Raw genomic sequence first — 16,970 nt, 5'->3', positions numbered from 1 at the left:
GCCGGTGCCCGTCGGGTCGACCCCGCGAACAACCCGTCCCGTAGCGCCCCTTCGCGTCCACCACATGAGCCTCGCCCCCATGGCTCAAGCGGGGCGGTGTCAGTGGCCGGGGCTACTGTGCTGTCGCATGAAGATCGAATCCCTTCTCGACGACCTGGAGAGCGGCGATCCCGCGCGCGTGGCGGCTGCTGCGGCACGGCTGTCGGAGCAGGCCGACACCGTGGTACCCACGCTGTTGCGGAGTCTGGCCGATGTCCGGCGGACAGCTGAAATGGAACCGGTCATGCGGGTGCTGCGGCATATCGGGCCGCCCGCCTTCGACGCCGTGGTGACGGCCTGGCGGCGCAAAGAGGTGTCGGACTGGCAGGCGGGGCGTCTCCTGGGTGTGTTCGACGAGCGCTCCGCCGACCAGTACGCGGCCCTGGCGGCCGATCCGGACTACGGAAAGTCGAGCAACGGCTTCCAGGGGCTCCTCAGACTGCGGACGGACTCCGATGCCGGACTACGGGCCCTGGTGGACAGCTACTCCCGCAGCCGTCTCGTCCCCTACAAGGCGTCCGACTACGCCCGCCTGCTGCACGCCTCCTTCCGGCCGCGGCTGCACGCCCTGCGCCGCGACCCGGCCGTCTCCCCGAGGACACGACGGGGCGCGATGGCGGCGCTGGTGGCGGGCGGCGGCGTCGACGCGCTCGACGACCGCGACCGCGCCGCGATCGACCGGCTGATACGGGTGAAGATCCCGCACGAGACCCCGAGGCTGCCGTCGTCGACCCTCAGCGGCTGGTGGATGGCCGTGCCCGGCGCGTCGTACGAGGGCGTCTTCGAGGCACTGGGGCTACACGACCGACGGCCCATCACGGTCGCCGCCGGCGTCGAGGCGGCGGAGAGCCGGGAGATCCGGGTCCCCGGGCCGGACGGCGTCGACCGCGCTGTGGGACGGGTCTTCGTCACCCCGGAACTGGACGGCTGGCGCCTGGTCTTCGGTGCTTTCGACCTGCTCGTCGGCGACCCCTGGGACGGCATGGTCGAGACGGTCGAGCGGGTCAGCGTCCACTGTGGCCAGGCCCAGTTCTTCTTCCTCGACGACGCCGGCGGCTCCGATGTGTGGATGGTCGCCGAGAACGGCCAGGTGATCCGTCAGTACGTCGCCGAGGGAGACCCCGAATGGGAAGGGGACCCGCTGCCGTGGGAGACCCTCGCGGTGGACGACCCCGATTTCGACCCCGAGTACGACGAGGCCCCGTCCAACGCGGGCACCACGGGCGCCCGCTCGGCCTGCGGATACCTCTCGGTCGACCCCGGCGAGGTCGGTCCGGACACCGAGGTGCGGCACCACGGCTGGCTGGCCATCACCGCACCGGGCGTCGGCCATGGCGCGTTCCCCGGAACACTCCGCATCTGAGACCCACGGACGTGTCCGGCGAGCCGCAGGCGGGCGGGGCCGGGAGTGAGGGCCCGAACCGCGGGAGGAGGTCCGGGCCCTCACCGGATGAACGCATCTGCGGCCGGGGACACCGCAGTTGGCCCGTTCCATCAGGGCCGTGCTCAGCTCCTGGAGAGGTGGCGGCGCCGGAGCCCCGACCGCCAAGCGCGGTCGAGGGCACAGCCATGTCCGGTCACTGCAGATGCGTGGGGCCGCAGCACTTGGGGCAGAGCAGGGGGTCGCACGGGCAGGAGAGGTCCGGCCCGCAGCTCTGGGGGCAGCGCTCGTCGCCCGCCGTGGCCGGCAACCACACCGTCTCGTGGATGTCGCGGCGGACGCGGGCGAGTTCGGCACTGTGCAGGATCTCGCTGAGCGATTGGCTGAGGATGTCTCCGACCGGCCAGTCCCGGGCCATGACGCACGTGAAGACCTTTCCGTCCGGGGCGACGGCCAGCTTTCCGCTCCAGCAGTAACCGCACAGGCCGGACATGCTCGATTCCTGCCCGAGGAGTTCCTTCGCCCGCCCGAACTCCCGTACCTCGGAGGACCGGGTGGATCCGCTGACTCCCAGGTCGGTCAGGAATTTCACGGTGCGTTCGGCGGCTTCCGCGTCCTGGTTCACATCGATGACGGCAGCTCGGGTGCTGACGCCGCGCTGGACGAGCCTTCGCAGATTCTCGACGGTGCGTCGATGGCTGCCTCGTACGGTGGTCACGGCATCGTGTGCGGCCGGTTCGTCGGCGTAGACCGAGGTGGCGAAATGCACTCCGTTCTCGGACGAGAACGTGATGGTGTCCTCGTCGAGCATCGTGAGGTTGCTGAACACTTCGACGAACTCGAATCCGAGTTCCACGCTGGTGCGCAGCAGACGCCCGAATTCCGGGTTGAGCTGTGGTTCGCCGCCGATCAGCTGGACCTTGCGGCAGCCGAGGTCGTGGGCCTGGGCCATCACCGCCTCGTAGTCGTCGGCAGTCAGCACGTCGCGGTCGCCGCTGTGCGGATGTGACTCGGTGTAGCAGTGGACGCACTTCAGATTGCAGCGGTTCGTCAGTTCGAGCCAGAGGAATTCCAGGACGCCGTCGACATCATCGGGCGTTCTGGTTTCCGTGAGGTGCGTGGTCTCGGTGGCGTGCACGTGATTCCTTCCGGCCTTGTCGGGGGAGCAGGTCAGGCAGTCAGTCCTGTGAATCGGTCCGGAGATCTTCCGGGATGGGGACCAGAAGCAGGTCGCCGTCCCAGTTCACCGGCGTCATCGTCATGCTGATCGCGTAGGCCGGGCCGTCTTCGGAGTCGTACTCCCACGCCTGTCCGCAGGTGAACCAGACCTCGCCGCCCGGCAGCGTCCGTGACCGGACGGCGAACTTCGGGGGACCGGAGGTGACGGGGAGAACACCCTTCTTCGCGCCTGGAGCCACGGTGGTCCTTCCTCTCGTGTCGTACATGCCAGTGGCAAGTGCACACCGAAGGGGCGCCGTTTCAGTGCCGCGAAACGTGCAGGGCATCCGAATGGAGCAGGACTCGAAGCACTCGTGCCCAGTCGTCGTGCCATCACCGGCCTCTTCGAGCAGGCTGTGGCGGCGCTGGCGGCGCCGACGCTCGTGCTAAGCGGACCTCGCCTTCCTACTACCGGGCTCTGCCGCAGAGCTCGGTCCAGATCGAGGAGGCGGTCGCCACGGCGCGGCTGACGGTGCCGACGATGGCGGTCGGCGCACACCCGGTCGGCAGGGCACTGGAACACCAGCTGCGTCCGATCGCCGACGACCTCACCGGGCATCTCATCGAGGACGGCGGCCACATCATCCCCCTGCACTGCCTTGACGCACTGCTCGCCCTGCTGCGGCCCTTTCTGTCCGGCCACCGCCCCGCGCCCGGCGCAGCGTTGTCAGTCACGGAGGGCACACTGACGGCGTGAGCGCCTCCCCATCCACATCGAGCGATGCTTCCCACATCTCCTCCGTCTGGGTGGAGTCGATGGGCGGCCCGTTGGCCGTCGTCCCCGTCTCCGCGCTGGGCGCATGGAGCGGGTGCACGCAAACCGGGACGGTCGTGGGGGACGCAACCGCTCCGGACGACTACGACCGGGCCTGCGCCGTGGATGGTCTGGCTGGAGTGATCGACGTGGGTGAGGACGGCGCCCAGGTCCTGGTGCTGGCGGACGAGCCGGCCACCACCTGCTATGTGCCCGAGCGCAGGGCTTTCCTGCGCTGGCTCGCCGGGCGGATCCCGGCGCCGAGTGGGAGGAGTGCGGCACGTGGGTGACGGACGGCCCTACCGTGCTCATGGACTCAGTCGAGGCAGGCGCTGAACTGAACACCCAGTACCCCGGTGGCGGAATGCCCGCCCAAGCAGTGGTTCCCCTGCCGGCCGGCGGCTGGAAGATCCGCGCCATCCACACGGAAACGGAAGAGGGGCCCTGGGTCGGTCTGGTCCAGCTCATGCCCGTCGACGATTGACCCTGATCAAGGGCCCTCTCCGAGACGGTGCGCAAGGTGGAGCAGGTCCGCCAGGTGCAGGACCCGTCCATCGAATCCCGGGAGCGGCACATGGAGCGGCTGGATCCAGTGGGCGGGGATGGCATCCAGCCCGTAGTACGCCCCCGCCAGACCTCCGGTCACCGCGGCGACGGTGTCCGTGTCGCCGCCGAGGTCGATCGCCGCGCGTATCGCGCCTTCGTAGCCGGTGGTGGTGCGCAGGGCCCAGACGGCGGAGCCCAGGCAGGGCCAGACGGCACCGTTGAACTCAGTGGCCTGATCCGGCTGCCAGTCGGGCGCGAGGACGGTGGCGTAGCGGTCGCGGTGGTCGGGGTGGACGAGGGTCAGGATGTCCGGGAGCGCGGTGAGGGGATCGGCGCCCCTGAGGATGAGCCGGATGAGTTCGTGGAAGATCGCGGTCCCTTCCCAGGCCGCGCGGTCACCATGGGTGAGGGCAGCGATGCGGCGGGCCGCGTCCATGGTGGCTTCCTGGCCGGCGGCGGCGAAGTGGACCGCGGAGGTGGATGCCCGCATCAAGGCGCCGTTTCCCGCTGCTCGTCGGTTGACCCGGAAATGGGTCGCGGCGGCGAGGTCCCAGGGCATGCCGTTGGTCAGGACGTCCTCGGTCTGCAGGCCGATGTCCTTCGGTCCTGATACGGCCCACCGCTGGAAGCGGGCGAAGATGTCCGGCAGATCCAGTCCGCCCCGCTCCAGCAGCGACTCCGCGACCAGGACGGCCATTTGCGTGTCGTCAGTGGCCTCGCCGGGGTCCCAGCCACCGCCCCCGCACATCTCGCCTCCGGCGCCAGGCACGGGAAACCGCGCGGAGAACGCGCCCTGGGGGCCGAACTCGAAGGGGCCGCCCAGGGCATCACCCACTGCCGAGCCGACGACCGCACCGGCGGCCCGCTGAATCCGTTTCACGCCCGCAGGTTACAAGTGCCGCGTTGAGTACGACGATCAGCAGCGTTCGTTCGGAGTCCTGCCGCGAGAACAACCGGACGGCGCTTCAGAAGGCCGCAGGATGGCTCCTCCAGCGGCCGGAGTCTGCTGGGCGGTGGCGGCTCTAGCCGTGGTAGGTGATGTAGCCGTTGCCATCGCGGTCGTTGTCACGCTTGGTGTAGGAGTGGACGTCGGCGCGGGCTCCGCCCGGCTTGTATAGGTAGATGGTGTCCTTGTCGTTGTTCCATATGAAGTTGCAGTTCTGACGGTAGACCACGTTGTCGCGGTCGGAGTCGGTGCCGCGGCCGCCGCGCAGTTGGACGTAGTCGCCGGGTTCGAGGGTGTGGTTGGCGGTGAAGGTGAACTTGTTGCCGGCGGCGTCCTTGACGACGTAGCCCTTGAGGTTCACGTTCGTACGCGAGTAGTTCTTGATCGTCAGGTATTCGTTCTTGGTGTTGCCGCCGTTGCAGCGGTTGTCGTCGCGGCCGGGTGCGTCGTACTGGATGCCCTTGATCTTCAGGGCCGAGGAGTACTCGGCGGCCTGGGCGGGCGCGGCGGCGAGTGCGGCCAGAAGTCCGGTGGAAGCGGCGGTGGCCAGGGCCGCGTAGCGCATGCGCATGAGGATCCCCCCTCAGTGGTGCCTGTAGTTGATGCTTGTAGTGCAGTGAGGAGACTAGCGGTTGTGGTGGCTTGGTGATGGAGATGTGAGTGAAAAGTGAAGGCTACGGTGGTGGAGGTGCCTGTCTCCGGCTGCTCACCTCACCGTTTCCCGGTGAAGCCTCCGACCGCCTGCCACCAGCTTCATCGACCGCGCGCCTGAGCTCCGCTCCACCCTGAGGCCAGACGGGTGGTAGCGCGGTGAAGGACAGGATGGCCACCGCAAAGGAAGTCATGTTTGCGGCTCAACGTCCAACAAAACGGCGGCATTTACATGCGAGCTGCTGCTTTGGTCCTTGTGCCGGCCGTGTTTCTTCGGTGCGCCCATCACGACCCGTTCCGCCGTCGCGGTGCCCGCCCCGCAGGCGGTGGCGACGGTGTTGTAAACGTCTGGCAGCAGCGTATGGTCCGGCGGTAGTTCGTCGGCTAAGCCGAAGCCCGGCAACGGCCGCAGCAAGAACGGGGGCGAGAGGATCGGTGGCGACCGCGGACTGAGCCTCCTCTTCCATATGCACGAGGACCGCTCCTTGTCCGTGGCCGTCGACGACCCCGACCGCCTCACCGCCGATCTCTGGCTACGGCCGCACGAGAACTGGATTCAGGGGCACCACCAGCGACTTGAGCACGTTCGAGAAGTCTGGCCGAGTGAAGTCACAGACCCACGCCTCTCAACAGGCCCTTACCGCAGAAGGGGATAGCCGATCTGGGCGATGTCCTTCTCAAGACTGAGGAGGTCGACGTCGGGGTTCAGCGCTGACACGACGCTTTGTGTGAGAGGCCGCAAGGCATAGACATGACGCACGGCCTCAAGGCTCACCGCCACCTCGTAGTACTCCTCGGCGAACTGCTGATATGCGTCGGGTCGGCCGTCCAGGAGGACGTCGAACAGCCACTCCGCGCCGCCGTCGTCCTCAGCCCCCGCTGGCGGAGCCTCGACCGCACCGCACTTCCACGCGGTGTCGGAGTGTCCGCGCCAGAAGCACACCGTCGCTCGCGGCGTCCTGTCGACATCGCTGAAGGCGGGCTCCGTGACCTGGGGCAGAAATGCTTCGGGAATTCCGTCGAACAGTCCGGGCCACGGCGCCGGGGGCGTCACCCGGTAGGGGCTCATGGGCGACTCGTGATCGAAGCCGCGGGCGTAAGCGCCCGCCGCGGAGAAGACGATCGAATACTCATTGCCGCAGCCGTCGCGCATGGAGGCCATTTCCTCCGTCGGCGACCACTGGGAGTCGAACGAGAAGAACCGTGACTCCCACTCCGGGCTCATGATGGCATCCAGCGTGGCCATGGCTCGGGAGCGATCTCGAACAATCGAGATCTCGGGCAGCTGGCGGATCACTTCATAGACAGACACGGTCACATCTAAGCCGAACCCACGGACAACCCCCGCACCGCACCCACCGCCGCAAAGAACGCCAGGTCAGAGCGGACGTCCTCGGGTCGGGCTCGGGGAGTCCGTGTACCCCCTGCGCGCAGCGCCCTCCACCTGTGTCAGCTCCCGCTTGGGCCAGGGTCCCGGGGCCGGGGGCGGGGCGTCAGCTGAAGATGACCGAGCGCACCTTCAGCCGCTCGGAGGCGCCGCCGGTGAGCGGACGGAGGCGGAAGGAGTCGTCCTCGCAGTTGGGCTCGGTGAAGACCGTTGCCCAGGCGTCCGTGCGGTTCTTCGGTGAATGGCCCGGCTCGGGGTTCTCCTGGCCGACGCCGGGGAGGTTCAGGCACTGTCCGTTTACGCGGCGGCTGCGGAAGCGGGGAAGGAGGTGAGGAGCAGGCCGGCGCCGAGAACAGCGGTGAACGCGGAGCGAAGACGCATCGATGGACCTTTCTGCTGGTGAGAGCGTTGCCGCGGCCATCCCTGCCCGTTGAGCCGACCCGGCACCCGTGCATCACACGGACGGGTGGCGACGAAACGACCCTGCACTTCCGCGAACGGCGAGCACCGTGCTCGTCCCCGGTGACGGAGGGGCCCCGATCACTGACTTCCTGCTCCGCATCTCTGGGGAGACTGGGCACTGTCGGTCCGAGAGGTGTGGTGGGCCGGGGCGCGGACGTCATTGTTACGGTCGTGGGATGGCGAACTGGGACGAGGACGGCGTCCGCGCACGGCTACGGGAGATGGCCGCACGGGACCCGGAGCTGAGGCGTTTCGGCGCGCGTACGCATCGGTACGTGCTGGCGCCACACCTGCCGGAGACGGACATCCGGGCGTTCGAGGAATCCCATGGCATCGCTCTGCCGGCTGAGTACCGGTCCTTCGTCGCGGAGGTGGGCAACGGCCCGGCCGGGCCCGGGCACGGCGTGATGCCCTTGACCACCCCACGCCCTGAAGCCGACGAGGAGTGGGCTGCGGACGACGAGTGGAAGGAAGACCGGCTGCCCGGCCGCCTCGCCGAGCCGTTCCCGCTCGCCGAACCCCTGCCCGGCCCGATCGGGGCACCCGCCGATCTGACCCGAGGCACGCTCATGCTCGCCGAACACGGCTGCGGTATCTACACCCGGCTCATCCTGAACGGCGCACACGCAGGAGAAATCTGGCAGATCGATCCGGAGTGGGGCGGCTTCGCACCGGTGAGCCCCGGCTTCCGATCCTGGTACACCGATTGGCTGGCGAGCCCGTAAACGCGCGTCATGTCAGCCGGAGCAACCGGCTGCCCTCCGGCGTATGGGGGCTTGCGATCGAGCGACTCACGCCACTCAGATGTGACGACCGCTGCATCCAGGGCCCGCGCGGCCTGGACGTCGTCCCCGTCCTCCGGCTCGTCGAGGCCTGGGCTCCGCGCCCGCGTCTGGGGTCGGCTGCGGAGCGGGATGCCTGAGCCAACGACCTCTGCGACGATCGCGCGCTGATCGCTGTCTCGCCCGCGTCGAACGGGGGCGGGAACATCCGCTGGGCGGGTCGTGTTGTGCAGGACGTGGTTGTGGAGGGGACAGTGTCCCCGGGCCTCACCTATCGCCTGCAGGGAAGATCGTTCGGCTGAAGCCCTGCAGAGCCTTTCGCCGCGTAGGCGACCGCCCTTCACGATCACACTCTCGTCCGCGGCCCCAGCTTGGCTTCCCAGCCGGCCAGGCCGCGCCGTATGCCTTCGTGACTGAGCACCGTAGACGGCCATGACCGACCGAACACCTCGGTTCGATGGGGGAGGGTCTCCTCCGGTCCTGTCCTGGGAGTCCGTGCTGGCCTGGGTGGTTGGCGGTGAAGGTGAACTAGTTCTTGATCGTCAGGGGAGCAGAGCCGGGTGAACCCACCGGGCAGATATGGAAGGAATACGTCCGCGTGATCCTCGGCTGCGGCGACGGGACAACTCAGACCTGTCCCGGATCCACTCGCCCGCGGAGGAGGTGACGGGCGCGGCGCTCGCCCACGGTGACGCCCGCACCACTTCCCCGCCGTCCCGACGACACGAAGGCTTCAGATGAATCAGCGACTGCGGCGCCTGTTGACCGTAGCCTCCGCCACCTTATCCGCGATCGCCACGGTGGCGGGATGTTCGAACGACGCCACCTCCGACACGCCAACTGCGCATGCGTCGGGGCCTGGACGGTTCGCCTCGCCCAACCCCGGTTCCGTTAACACCTACTGGATCCAGGCCCCGCACGGCTTGGTCCTGGTGGACACCCTGCGCACGCCGGACGACGCCCAGAAGGCGATCGCGGAGATCAGGAAGACCGGCGAACCCGTCGTCGGGATTCTGCTGACCCACTCCCACCCGGACCACGTGGGCGGAGCGAGCGCCTTCCACGACGCCTTCCCCAAGGCCACCGTCCTCGCGTCCAGGGCGACCGACCAGGCGATGCGGCAGGACAAGCGCGGCTTCTATCCGCTCGCCCGTTCGGCGAACCCGAGATTCCCCGCCCGCCTCACCTACGCGGACCGGACGTTCGCTGACGGCAGCGCCGTGCAGGTCGGCGGACTCCGCTTCGAGACCATCGGATTCTCCGAGGGCGAGTCGGACAGGGCGACTGTCTACTACCGCCCCGACACCGGCGACCTGTTCTCCGGCGACCTGGCGACCGGCAAGGTCACACCGGCGCTGATCGAGGGCAACAGCTGCGGATGGCTGCAGATCCTCACCCAGCTCGACCGGCGCTTCCCCAAGGCCAGGACGATGTATCCGGGGCATGGGGCCCCCGGCCCGGCACGGGCGCTCATCGACGAACAGCGCGGCTACCTCCGGCACTTCCGTGGCCTCGTGCGACCAGCAGTGGCGTCGGCCTCGCCTGGGGGACCTGCGGTTACCCCGGAGGAGCAGAAGTCGATCACCGCCGCGATGGACCGCACCTACCCCGGCTATCCACCGGTGGCCGACCTCCCGACCATCGTGCAGGAGAACATCAAGGCGGTCGCACGGGAGCTGACCGCGGAGGCGACCACCCGGGTTCCCGCTCCCTGCGCGGACCAGACGCAGGCGGGCACGGGAGGGTCAGCGTCCCCGACGAGCACCTGAGTCGGGCACTCGTTCGACATGAAGCCGTCCGTCCGCCTCGGTGCCTTCGGGGGGCGGGCGGACGGACCAATGCACGTGATCAAGCCACCCGGCCGCTCGGCTGCTGCCAGTGGGGCCGCTCACAGCAGCACCGGGGCCGAGCCCGGCCCGCTCGGCCTCGGCGAGGAACGCGGACAGCGGTGAACGCATCACCGTGTAGTCGCCGTAGTGGACTGGCAGGATCTTTTCGGGAGCGAGCTGCCGGGCGAGTTCCGCGCCCTGCGCGCCGTCCATGGTGACCACGAACCCGCCGGGAAGACGCGTGCCGCCCAGGTGCAGCACGGCCAGATCGGCGGCGGGGAAGCGGGTGGCGATCTCGGCCAGGCCCTCGTACGGGAGGGTGTCGCCGGAGACGTACAGCCGCAGCCGCGCGGGCCGGTGTGGCGGGCCGAACTCCAGCATGCTGCCCATCACCGGTGGCAGCAGACCGCGCACCACCGGGTGACCGGCGTGCCGCAATGATCGCCCGCCCTTCGCCGAGGTCGCGGGGGTGCCCGCACACGCGGCCCCCGCGTCAGGTCTGTCTCTTCCGATCCGTCGCGGTTTCCCTGGCATGCCGCCCGGGAACGGCCGCCCGCACCCGCGCCCGCCCCGAAACGGCCGCTCACACCCGCGCCCTCCCGGTGCGGGCGACCGTACCCGCGACCTCCCGAAAACGGCCGGCCGCATCAGGGAGCGGCCCCGGCGCGTGGCGGCGTCCGCGGCGGGTACCCAGCACAACCGTGCGGGGCCGCTTGCGACGGCCGCTTCCCGCACGAAGCGAAGGAGTCCCCATGACCGGCGACAGACCCCGTACCGGCGCGCGGCGGGCCGGGCGTCTGCGACAGACCGCCGCCGAGGTGTTCGGCTGGGACGAGCTGCGGCCCGAGCAACTCACCGCGATGGAGTGGGTGCTCCAGGGACAGGACACCCTCGTCGTCATGCCGACCGGAGCCGGCAAGTCCGCCGTGTACCAGGTCCCCGCCCTGCTGCTGCCGGGACCGGTGGTGGTCGTCTCACCGCTGCTGGCCCTGCAACGGGACCAGATCGCCGGACTGCCCGGCGGCGAAGGAAGCCCGCGAGCCGTCGCCGTGAACTCGGACCTGACCGCGGCCGAGACCGAAGCGGCCTGGGAGGCGGTGTGCGACGGCGGGTCCACGTACGTCTACCTGTCCCCGGAGCAACTGGCCAAGGACGAGGTGGTGCGGCGGCTGACCGACGCACGCCCCGCGTTGTTCGTGGTGGACGAGGCCCAGTGCGTGTCGTCCTGGGGCCACGACTTCAGGCCCGACTACCTCCGCCTCGCCCAGGCCGTACGGCGCCTGGGCCGGCCCCCCGTCCTCGCACTCACCGCGACCGCCGCGCCGCCGGTCCGCCAGGACATCGTCGAACGGCTCGGTATGGACCGGCCCCGCCACCTGGTCACCGGCTTCGACCGCCCCGAGATCCGCCTTGAGGTCCACCGCCACCTTGAGGACGACGAACGCCGCCGCCGCATCGTCGAGCGGGCGGCGGCCGAGGCCAAGCCCGGCATCGTCTACGCCGCCACCCGCAAGGACACCGAGTTCTACGCCGCCGAGCTGGCCTCCCTGGGACTCGCTGCCGAGGCCTACCACGCGGGTCAGCGTGCCGCCGAACGCCGACGCGTCCACGCGGCATTCCTGGCGGGCGAGACGGACGTCGTGGTGGCGACCACGGCCTTCGGGATGGGCATCGACAAGGAGGACGTGCGGTTCGTGCTGCACGCCGCGCTGCCGGGCTCCCTGGACGCCTACTACCAGGAGATCGGCCGCTGCGGCCGGGACGGGCGGCCGGCCGTGGCCGTACTGCATTTCCGTCCCGAGGACACCGGGATGCAGGCCTACTTCAGCGGCCGGGCCCCCGGCTCGGACACCGTCGGCGCGGTCGTACACGCCGTCCACGAGCACGCCAACGCGGTGGGACTCGACGAACTGCGCCGGGACACCGGTCTGTCCCGTGCACGGGTCACCACCGCGGTGAACCTGCTGCAGGAGGCCGAGGCCGTCGTCACGGACGCCTCGGGAGCCGTGCGGCCCGCCCCGGACACAGGCCCGGACCGGGCGGTCGAGCGGGCGAGGGACAGCGCCGAGGCGCATCAGCGCATGGAACGCTCACGGGTGGACATGGCCCGGGCCTACGCGGAGACGACCGGTTGCCGGAGGCGCTTCCTGCTGGGGTATTTCGGCGAGGAGTACGAAGCGCCTTGCGGGAACTGCGACGTCTGTGACGCCCGGGAGGCCGAGGGCGGCGACGGCTCGCGGGACGACCGGCAGGCGGTGCACCCGGACGCCGGCGCCTATCCCGTCGGTACGGCGGTGCGGCACGGCCAGTGGGGGAGGGGCACCGTGCTGAGCGAAGACGGGGACCGCATCACCGTCCTCTTCGACGACGTCGGCTACCGCACCCTCTCCCTCCAAGCCCTGGCCGACCGGGACGACCTGCTCACGGTGACGGGCGAGCCGGGCGGCGAAGGGGCCGACCACTGAGCCGGGAGCACCCCTCCGCTCCGGGGCCTGCACCGTAAGCCGCCCTGCCCCACAGGGCCCCTGCGGGGCAGGGCGTCGAAGGCCGGGTTCTCGGTGAGGTGGTGGCCGCCCGTGAGGAACCCCTTGGCCCGGATGAAGACCTGAAAGATCCTCAGCGACTGTCGCCTCAGGGACGACGGCGTCCTCACGCCATGCTCGGCGTGGCCGACCTGTACAACCTCTTGCAGGCCACCACCGACGCCGACGGGGCCATCACCGTCGCGCCCCCGCGTCTCGCGGGCTGCCCTCGGACTGGCGCACCCGCCTGGTCGGCTACAGGTGCGTCGCTGCAAGCAGGTCACTGACTGGATCGCCGAGAAGATGCGCTGGAGGCGGACGCCGACGAGCGGGTGCGTTTGGCTGACCAGCTCGACACGGCACCCCCGTCGTGACGGGGCCGGCTCTCGCTCAGCTCAGTAAAACCCTGCCACAGGTGGGGTTGAGGTCCCGTAGGGGGAGGTTTGTATGCTCCGGCGGATGAACACACGTGATCACGAACGGCGCCGCGCTACGCGCGCGTGGAGAGCTGCGGTCGCTGGACTGCTGCTTCTCGCCGGCCTGTGTGTCGGGGGGACCGGCACGGCATACGCGGCCAGTGGCATCATCCCCGTCGCCAGCGACAAGTTCGTTCTGAGCCGTCAGGCCGACTACAGCACTGCGGTCGACAAGACCCTGACAGGCAGCCGCGTCGGCGACACACTGTTGCACGGTCTGACCGGAGGCAGGTCGGGCAAGGCCGGTCTGTGCTATCCCACGCCGTTCAACCCGGGCGTCGACGCCGACGGCTACTGCTGGGGCGAACCCACCGACGCCGACGAGAGCGGCACCAACGGCTGGGCTCCCCAGGGCTTCTCGGTCCCTCACACATCGGCCGGGGACGGCTACTGGGCGGGAGAGCGCTGGGAGGTGACCTCCTGGCACCTCGGTTCGGACAACCGTCAGTCCCGGCTGCGTTTCGTCGACCGCACGTCGGCCACACCGCGCTACTACGACGTCGCGCTGGTCGACTTCGGCGGCGGCACCAGCGTGACCCCGCACATGAGCCACGCCGACGGAGTCGTCTGGTACGAGAACAGGCTCTTCGTCGCGAACGGCGGCACCCTCGACGTCGTCGAACTGCGCGACCTGACGCGCTACTCGGGTATCAGCGGCTTCGACTACGTCCTGCCCGTCCGCGCCAGGTACACGACGACCGTCGGGACATCGGACGGCAAATGCGTGCCGGCCGCCGGCACGTGGCCTTGCATGAACGGTCTCAGCTTCGACCGCGAGCACAGCGCGCTGGTCTCCAACGAGTACTACAACGTGGACGGTTCGGGCGGCCGCATCGTCCAGTGGCCCTTCGACCTCGGCACGGGCTACTTCCCGGGCACCGCCAACACGGCGGAGGCGGCATGGGTCTCCCCGGTGTGGCGCATGCAGGGCGTGGTCCGAGCGGAGGGCTCCTTCTTCATCAGCGGCCAATGCCCCTCCAGCTTCGACGTCAGCTACCGCGAACCCGCGTGCGTGCACAAGGGTGCGCCAGGTGACAGTACCCACGTCCTCACCGCCGTGCCCGACATGGCGCAGAACCTCGACTGGGACGCCTCGACGGGTCGGATCCGCGGGGTCAACGAGGTCGCGCAGGCCGACCAGGCCTATCCTCAGCGGCTCGTCTACGACTTCTACCCGACTGCGCGCCCCATCACCACCGTGCGCTTCAGGAACGTCAAGAGCGGCAAGTGCCTGATCCCGTACGGCAGCAGCCTCAACAACGGCGCCAACGTGGTGCAGTGGGACTGCAACGGAAAGTCCGGCGAGAACTGGTTCTGGAACGGCTCCGAGATCCGGAACTTCCAGAGCAACCGCTGCCTGACGGTCTACGGCTCCAGCACCGCCAACGGGGCCTACGCCGTCCAGTGGGAGTGCAACGGCAGCACGGCACAGCGATGGAGCGGGGTGACGGGCGCCGCCGGCGGCGGATCGCTCCTGGTCAACGGCAACAGCGGCTTGTGCCTGACGATCTACGGCGGTGGCACGTCCAACGGCACCGTGGCCACCCAGTGGACCTGCGACAAGACCGAAACGGCGCACTCCTGGATCGGCTACACCCCCTGACGCGCGTCGGACCGCGGGCAAAAGGCGATTTCCTCACGGTCGTTCCGGCCCGTGCGCGCATCGGCGTACGGGCCGAAACGACCTCCGGGGGCGAACGGGACGATCCGGTCCCCTTGTCGGTGCGTCGTTGCTGGTCAAGGCCGGGGTCGGTGCACAGCCCTTCCACCGAAGTGGCGGTGAAGCTCGTTCTCGTTGACGGTGACGACATACGCCTCGACGAGGTGTGCCAGCAGATCCACCCAGCAGTGCCTGTCAATTGGGCATGTCCCCTTCACAGTTAACTCTTGGACATGAGTGGCGTCCTGCTGTTTCGCTGTCCCCGTCGAAGATCCACCAAGCCGACACCCGATCACCGACGACCTGGGAGAACTCCGCACATGACCAGTGCCGACCCGTTGCCGCGCCGCCGTCTGTTCAAGACCAGTCTCGCCTTCACCACCGCCGCTGCGGTGACCCCCGCCCTGGCCTCCGCCCCAGCCTCGGCGGCCCCCGCTGCCAAACTCGTCGACCTCGACGCGGAGCTCGGCAGGCTTGAGCAGCGTTACGGCGCGCGGCTCGGTGTCTACGCCCGGAACGTGCGCACCCGCCGGACCGTCGCGTATCGCGCCGGGGAGCCGTTCGCGATGTGCTCGACGTTCAAGGCGTTCGCCGCCGCGGCCGTGCTGCGCGATCACGGCGACTGTGCACCCTTGGACAAGGTGATCCACTACCCGCCGAGGGACATCCTCAGCAACTCGCAGCACTCCGAGGACCATCTGGCCACGGGGATGACGGTGGGCGAAGCGTGTGCCGCCGCCATCCAGTACAGCGACAACACCGCAGGGAACCTGTTGCTGCGTCAGGTGGGTGGTCCGCAGGGCCTCACCCGGTTCTTCCGTTCGCTCGGAGACAAAGTGAGCCGGCTCGACCGCTGGGAGACCGATTTGAACGCCGCCGTCCCCGGCGACCCGCAGGACACCAGTACGCCGGAGGCCCTCGGCAAGAGCTTCGAACGACTGACCCTCGGACGGGCCCTGGCCCGCCCCGACCGCGAACGGCTCGTCACCTGGCTGAAGGGCAACACCACCAGTGCTGAGCGGTTCGGCGCCGGGCTGCCGCGGGACTGGGTCCTCGCGGACAAGACGGGCACCGGCAGCTACGCCACCGCCAACGACATCGGCGTCGCCTGGACGACGCGGCAGACGCCCCTGCTGCTCACCGTGCTGTCCACCAAGGACGCCAAGGACGCGCCCGTCGACAATCGGCTGATCCGCGACGCGGCCGCCGTTCTGGCCGCCACCCTCGCCCCCGGCGAGTGACGTCCCCGGAGCATCGCAGATCGCTTCCCATTATGTGGCCGCTGAGGGGGAGACCCAGACCGGCGCGACCCGCGCAGATCACACCACCCGCATGCTGATGGGCGACGTAGGCGGTAAAGGCCCCGGCATGATCGCCCACCGTCGCCGTCCTCCGCCGCGCCCTCTGACCGGTCCGCCTCAGGCGTGAAGGGGGCGTCCATGGTCGCCCTGGAGAGGCAGGGGCCACCACCCAGCGGCTCACTCCCCGTCGGGCGCTATGCCACAGACCAGATCAAGCGCCCGCGTCCGGGCCTCGCGCTGCGCCTCGCCGACGCCGTACGTGCCCACCGCAGCCCTGTGCGGGTCCAGGTCAGGTCAGGCCGCCCTTTTCGCAGACCTGGCGCGCGACCTCGCGCAGCTTGACGTTGTTCTCCTGTGAGTAGCGGCGCAGGACGTCGAAGGCCTGCTGCTCGGTGAGGTGGTGGCCGCCCATGAGGATGCCCATGGCTTCGCCGATGGTGTGCCGGGTGGCGACGGCCTGTTCCATCTGAGCGTGGGTGCGGGCGCTGGAGAAGGCCACTGCGGCGTGGGAGGCCAGGAGCCAGCCGGCCGTCTCGCTGACGTCGTTGAAGGCGCCGGGCCGGTGGGAGTACAGGTTCAGCGCGCCCAGGTCTTCGTCGTCCGTGTACAGCAGGAACCCCATCATGCTGCCCAGGTGCAGTCTTCTGGCCTGGGGCACGAAGTCGGGCCAGCGGTGCTGTTCGGCGGTGAAGTCCGCGATGCGGAAGACTCGGTCGCCATGGTGCTGGTGAGCCGCGTCGAAGCACGGACCCTGCTGCAGACGTTCCTGGAGCCGGTCGCTTTCCGTGACGATCGGGTCGGTCGGGGCGAGTGACTGCACGCTCGTGCCGCGAAGGATCAGCACACCGGCGGCGTCACAGCCCTCGACCAGTTCGGTGGCCGAGGAGGTGATCCGCTGCAGCGTCGCCTCCACCGAGTCCTGAGCCAGCAGATCACGGGCCATGGTGGCCATGTCCTGAGCGAACGCACGCCAGTCCACCCGAGTCCTCCCTCTCCCGTCCAGCACTTCTCAGGTG

At 69.4% G+C, this 16,970-nt stretch carries 14 protein-coding genes and 3 pseudogenes; 9 read left to right on the top strand and 8 right to left on the bottom strand.

The annotated features are described in order from the left end of the window. Positions 1–127: 127 nt before the first annotated feature. Complete coding sequence (locus C3489_RS05655; RefSeq protein ID WP_103780507.1) at positions 128–1,402, top strand: hypothetical protein; 1,275 nt, start codon at positions 128–130, stop codon at positions 1,400–1,402. Positions 1,403–1,616: 214 nt separating this feature from the next. Here the strand turns inward: C3489_RS05655 and C3489_RS05650 are convergent, their stop codons facing one another. Together C3489_RS05650 and C3489_RS05645 are read right to left on the bottom strand one after the other, a co-directional pair. Beyond that, positions 1,617–2,558, bottom strand: a complete 942-nt coding sequence (locus tag C3489_RS05650) for a radical SAM/SPASM domain-containing protein (protein WP_103780505.1) — start codon at positions 2,556–2,558, stop codon at positions 1,617–1,619. Between the two features lie 40 nt (positions 2,559–2,598). Then, positions 2,599–2,838 (bottom strand): hypothetical protein, encoded by a 240-nt coding sequence (locus C3489_RS05645; protein WP_103780503.1) that lies wholly within the window; start codon positions 2,836–2,838, stop codon positions 2,599–2,601. A gap of 191 nt (positions 2,839–3,029) precedes the next feature. On the opposite strand from C3489_RS05645, the pseudogene C3489_RS05640 reads away from it, so the two are divergent. After that, positions 3,030–3,335: pseudogene (locus C3489_RS05640) on the top strand (alpha/beta hydrolase); the annotation flags it as partial. Positions 3,336–3,394: 59 nt separating this feature from the next. Then, positions 3,395–3,876, top strand: a pseudogene (locus C3489_RS05635) (Imm21 family immunity protein). Positions 3,877–3,882: 6 nt separating this feature from the next. Here the strand turns inward: C3489_RS05635 and C3489_RS05630 are convergent. Further along, positions 3,883–4,818, bottom strand: coding sequence for an ADP-ribosylglycohydrolase family protein (locus tag C3489_RS05630; RefSeq protein WP_103780501.1), 936 nt, complete (start codon positions 4,816–4,818; stop codon positions 3,883–3,885). 142 nt (positions 4,819–4,960) lie between these two features. Beyond that, on the bottom strand, positions 4,961–5,455 hold the full coding sequence (locus C3489_RS05625; RefSeq protein WP_103780499.1) for a lamin tail domain-containing protein: 495 nt from the start codon (positions 5,453–5,455) through the stop codon (positions 4,961–4,963). A 511-nt stretch (positions 5,456–5,966) separates the two neighbouring features. Between C3489_RS05625 and C3489_RS39950 the strand changes: the two genes are divergently transcribed. Next, positions 5,967–6,191: a DUF5959 family protein gene (locus tag C3489_RS39950; protein ID WP_374936721.1), complete on the top strand. Its 225-nt coding sequence runs from the start codon at positions 5,967–5,969 to the stop codon at positions 6,189–6,191. On the opposite strand, the gene C3489_RS05620 is transcribed toward C3489_RS39950, so the two are convergent. After that, positions 6,173–6,847: a hypothetical protein gene (locus tag C3489_RS05620; RefSeq protein WP_258054572.1), complete on the bottom strand. Its 675-nt coding sequence runs from the start codon at positions 6,845–6,847 to the stop codon at positions 6,173–6,175. The two genes, C3489_RS39950 and C3489_RS05620, sit on opposite strands and share 19 nt — an antisense overlap. A 181-nt stretch (positions 6,848–7,028) precedes the next feature. After that, a pseudogene (locus C3489_RS39795) lies at positions 7,029–7,303 on the bottom strand (hypothetical protein). A gap of 257 nt (positions 7,304–7,560) precedes the next feature. Between C3489_RS39795 and C3489_RS05610 the strand changes: the two are divergent. Then, entirely contained in the window at positions 7,561–8,109 is a 549-nt protein-coding gene (locus C3489_RS05610; RefSeq protein WP_103780496.1) for an SMI1/KNR4 family protein, read from the top strand. A gap of 794 nt (positions 8,110–8,903) precedes the next feature. After that, positions 8,904–9,935: an MBL fold metallo-hydrolase gene (locus tag C3489_RS05605; protein ID WP_103780494.1), complete on the top strand. Its 1,032-nt coding sequence runs from the start codon at positions 8,904–8,906 to the stop codon at positions 9,933–9,935. Here the strand turns inward: C3489_RS05605 and C3489_RS05600 are convergent. Then, on the bottom strand, positions 9,912–10,433 hold the full coding sequence (locus C3489_RS05600; RefSeq protein ID WP_374936719.1) for an MBL fold metallo-hydrolase: 522 nt from the start codon (positions 10,431–10,433) through the stop codon (positions 9,912–9,914). The genes C3489_RS05605 and C3489_RS05600 overlap by 24 nt on opposite strands. Positions 10,434–10,747: 314 nt before the next feature. Here C3489_RS05600 and C3489_RS05595 point away from each other — a divergent pair, with 314 nt between their 5' ends. The 3 genes from C3489_RS05595 (at position 10,748) to bla (ending at position 15,894) form a co-directional block, all read left to right on the top strand. Continuing rightward, positions 10,748–12,460, top strand: coding sequence for an ATP-dependent DNA helicase RecQ (locus C3489_RS05595; protein WP_103780492.1), 1,713 nt, complete (start codon positions 10,748–10,750; stop codon positions 12,458–12,460). A gap of 516 nt (positions 12,461–12,976) precedes the next feature. Further along, positions 12,977–14,596 carry an RICIN domain-containing protein gene (locus tag C3489_RS05590; RefSeq protein ID WP_146075280.1) on the top strand — a complete coding sequence of 540 codons (1,620 nt, stop codon included), beginning with the start codon at positions 12,977–12,979 and terminating at the stop codon, positions 14,594–14,596. Positions 14,597–14,973: 377 nt separating this feature from the next. After that, positions 14,974–15,894, top strand: coding sequence for a class A beta-lactamase (gene bla / locus C3489_RS05585; protein WP_103780488.1), 921 nt, complete (start codon positions 14,974–14,976; stop codon positions 15,892–15,894). Between the two features lie 349 nt (positions 15,895–16,243). Here the strand turns inward: bla and C3489_RS05580 are convergent, their stop codons facing one another. After that, complete coding sequence (locus tag C3489_RS05580; protein WP_258054571.1) at positions 16,244–16,933, bottom strand: GAF and ANTAR domain-containing protein; 690 nt, start codon at positions 16,931–16,933, stop codon at positions 16,244–16,246. Between the last annotated feature and the right edge of the window lie 37 nt (positions 16,934–16,970).

Source organism: Streptomyces sp. Ru71 (assembly GCF_002920535.1).
Taxonomy (GTDB): domain Bacteria; phylum Actinomycetota; class Actinomycetes; order Streptomycetales; family Streptomycetaceae; genus Streptomyces.
Note: the sequence above shows the minus strand (reverse complement) of the source record. Positions and strands in the feature narration are given on the sequence as shown.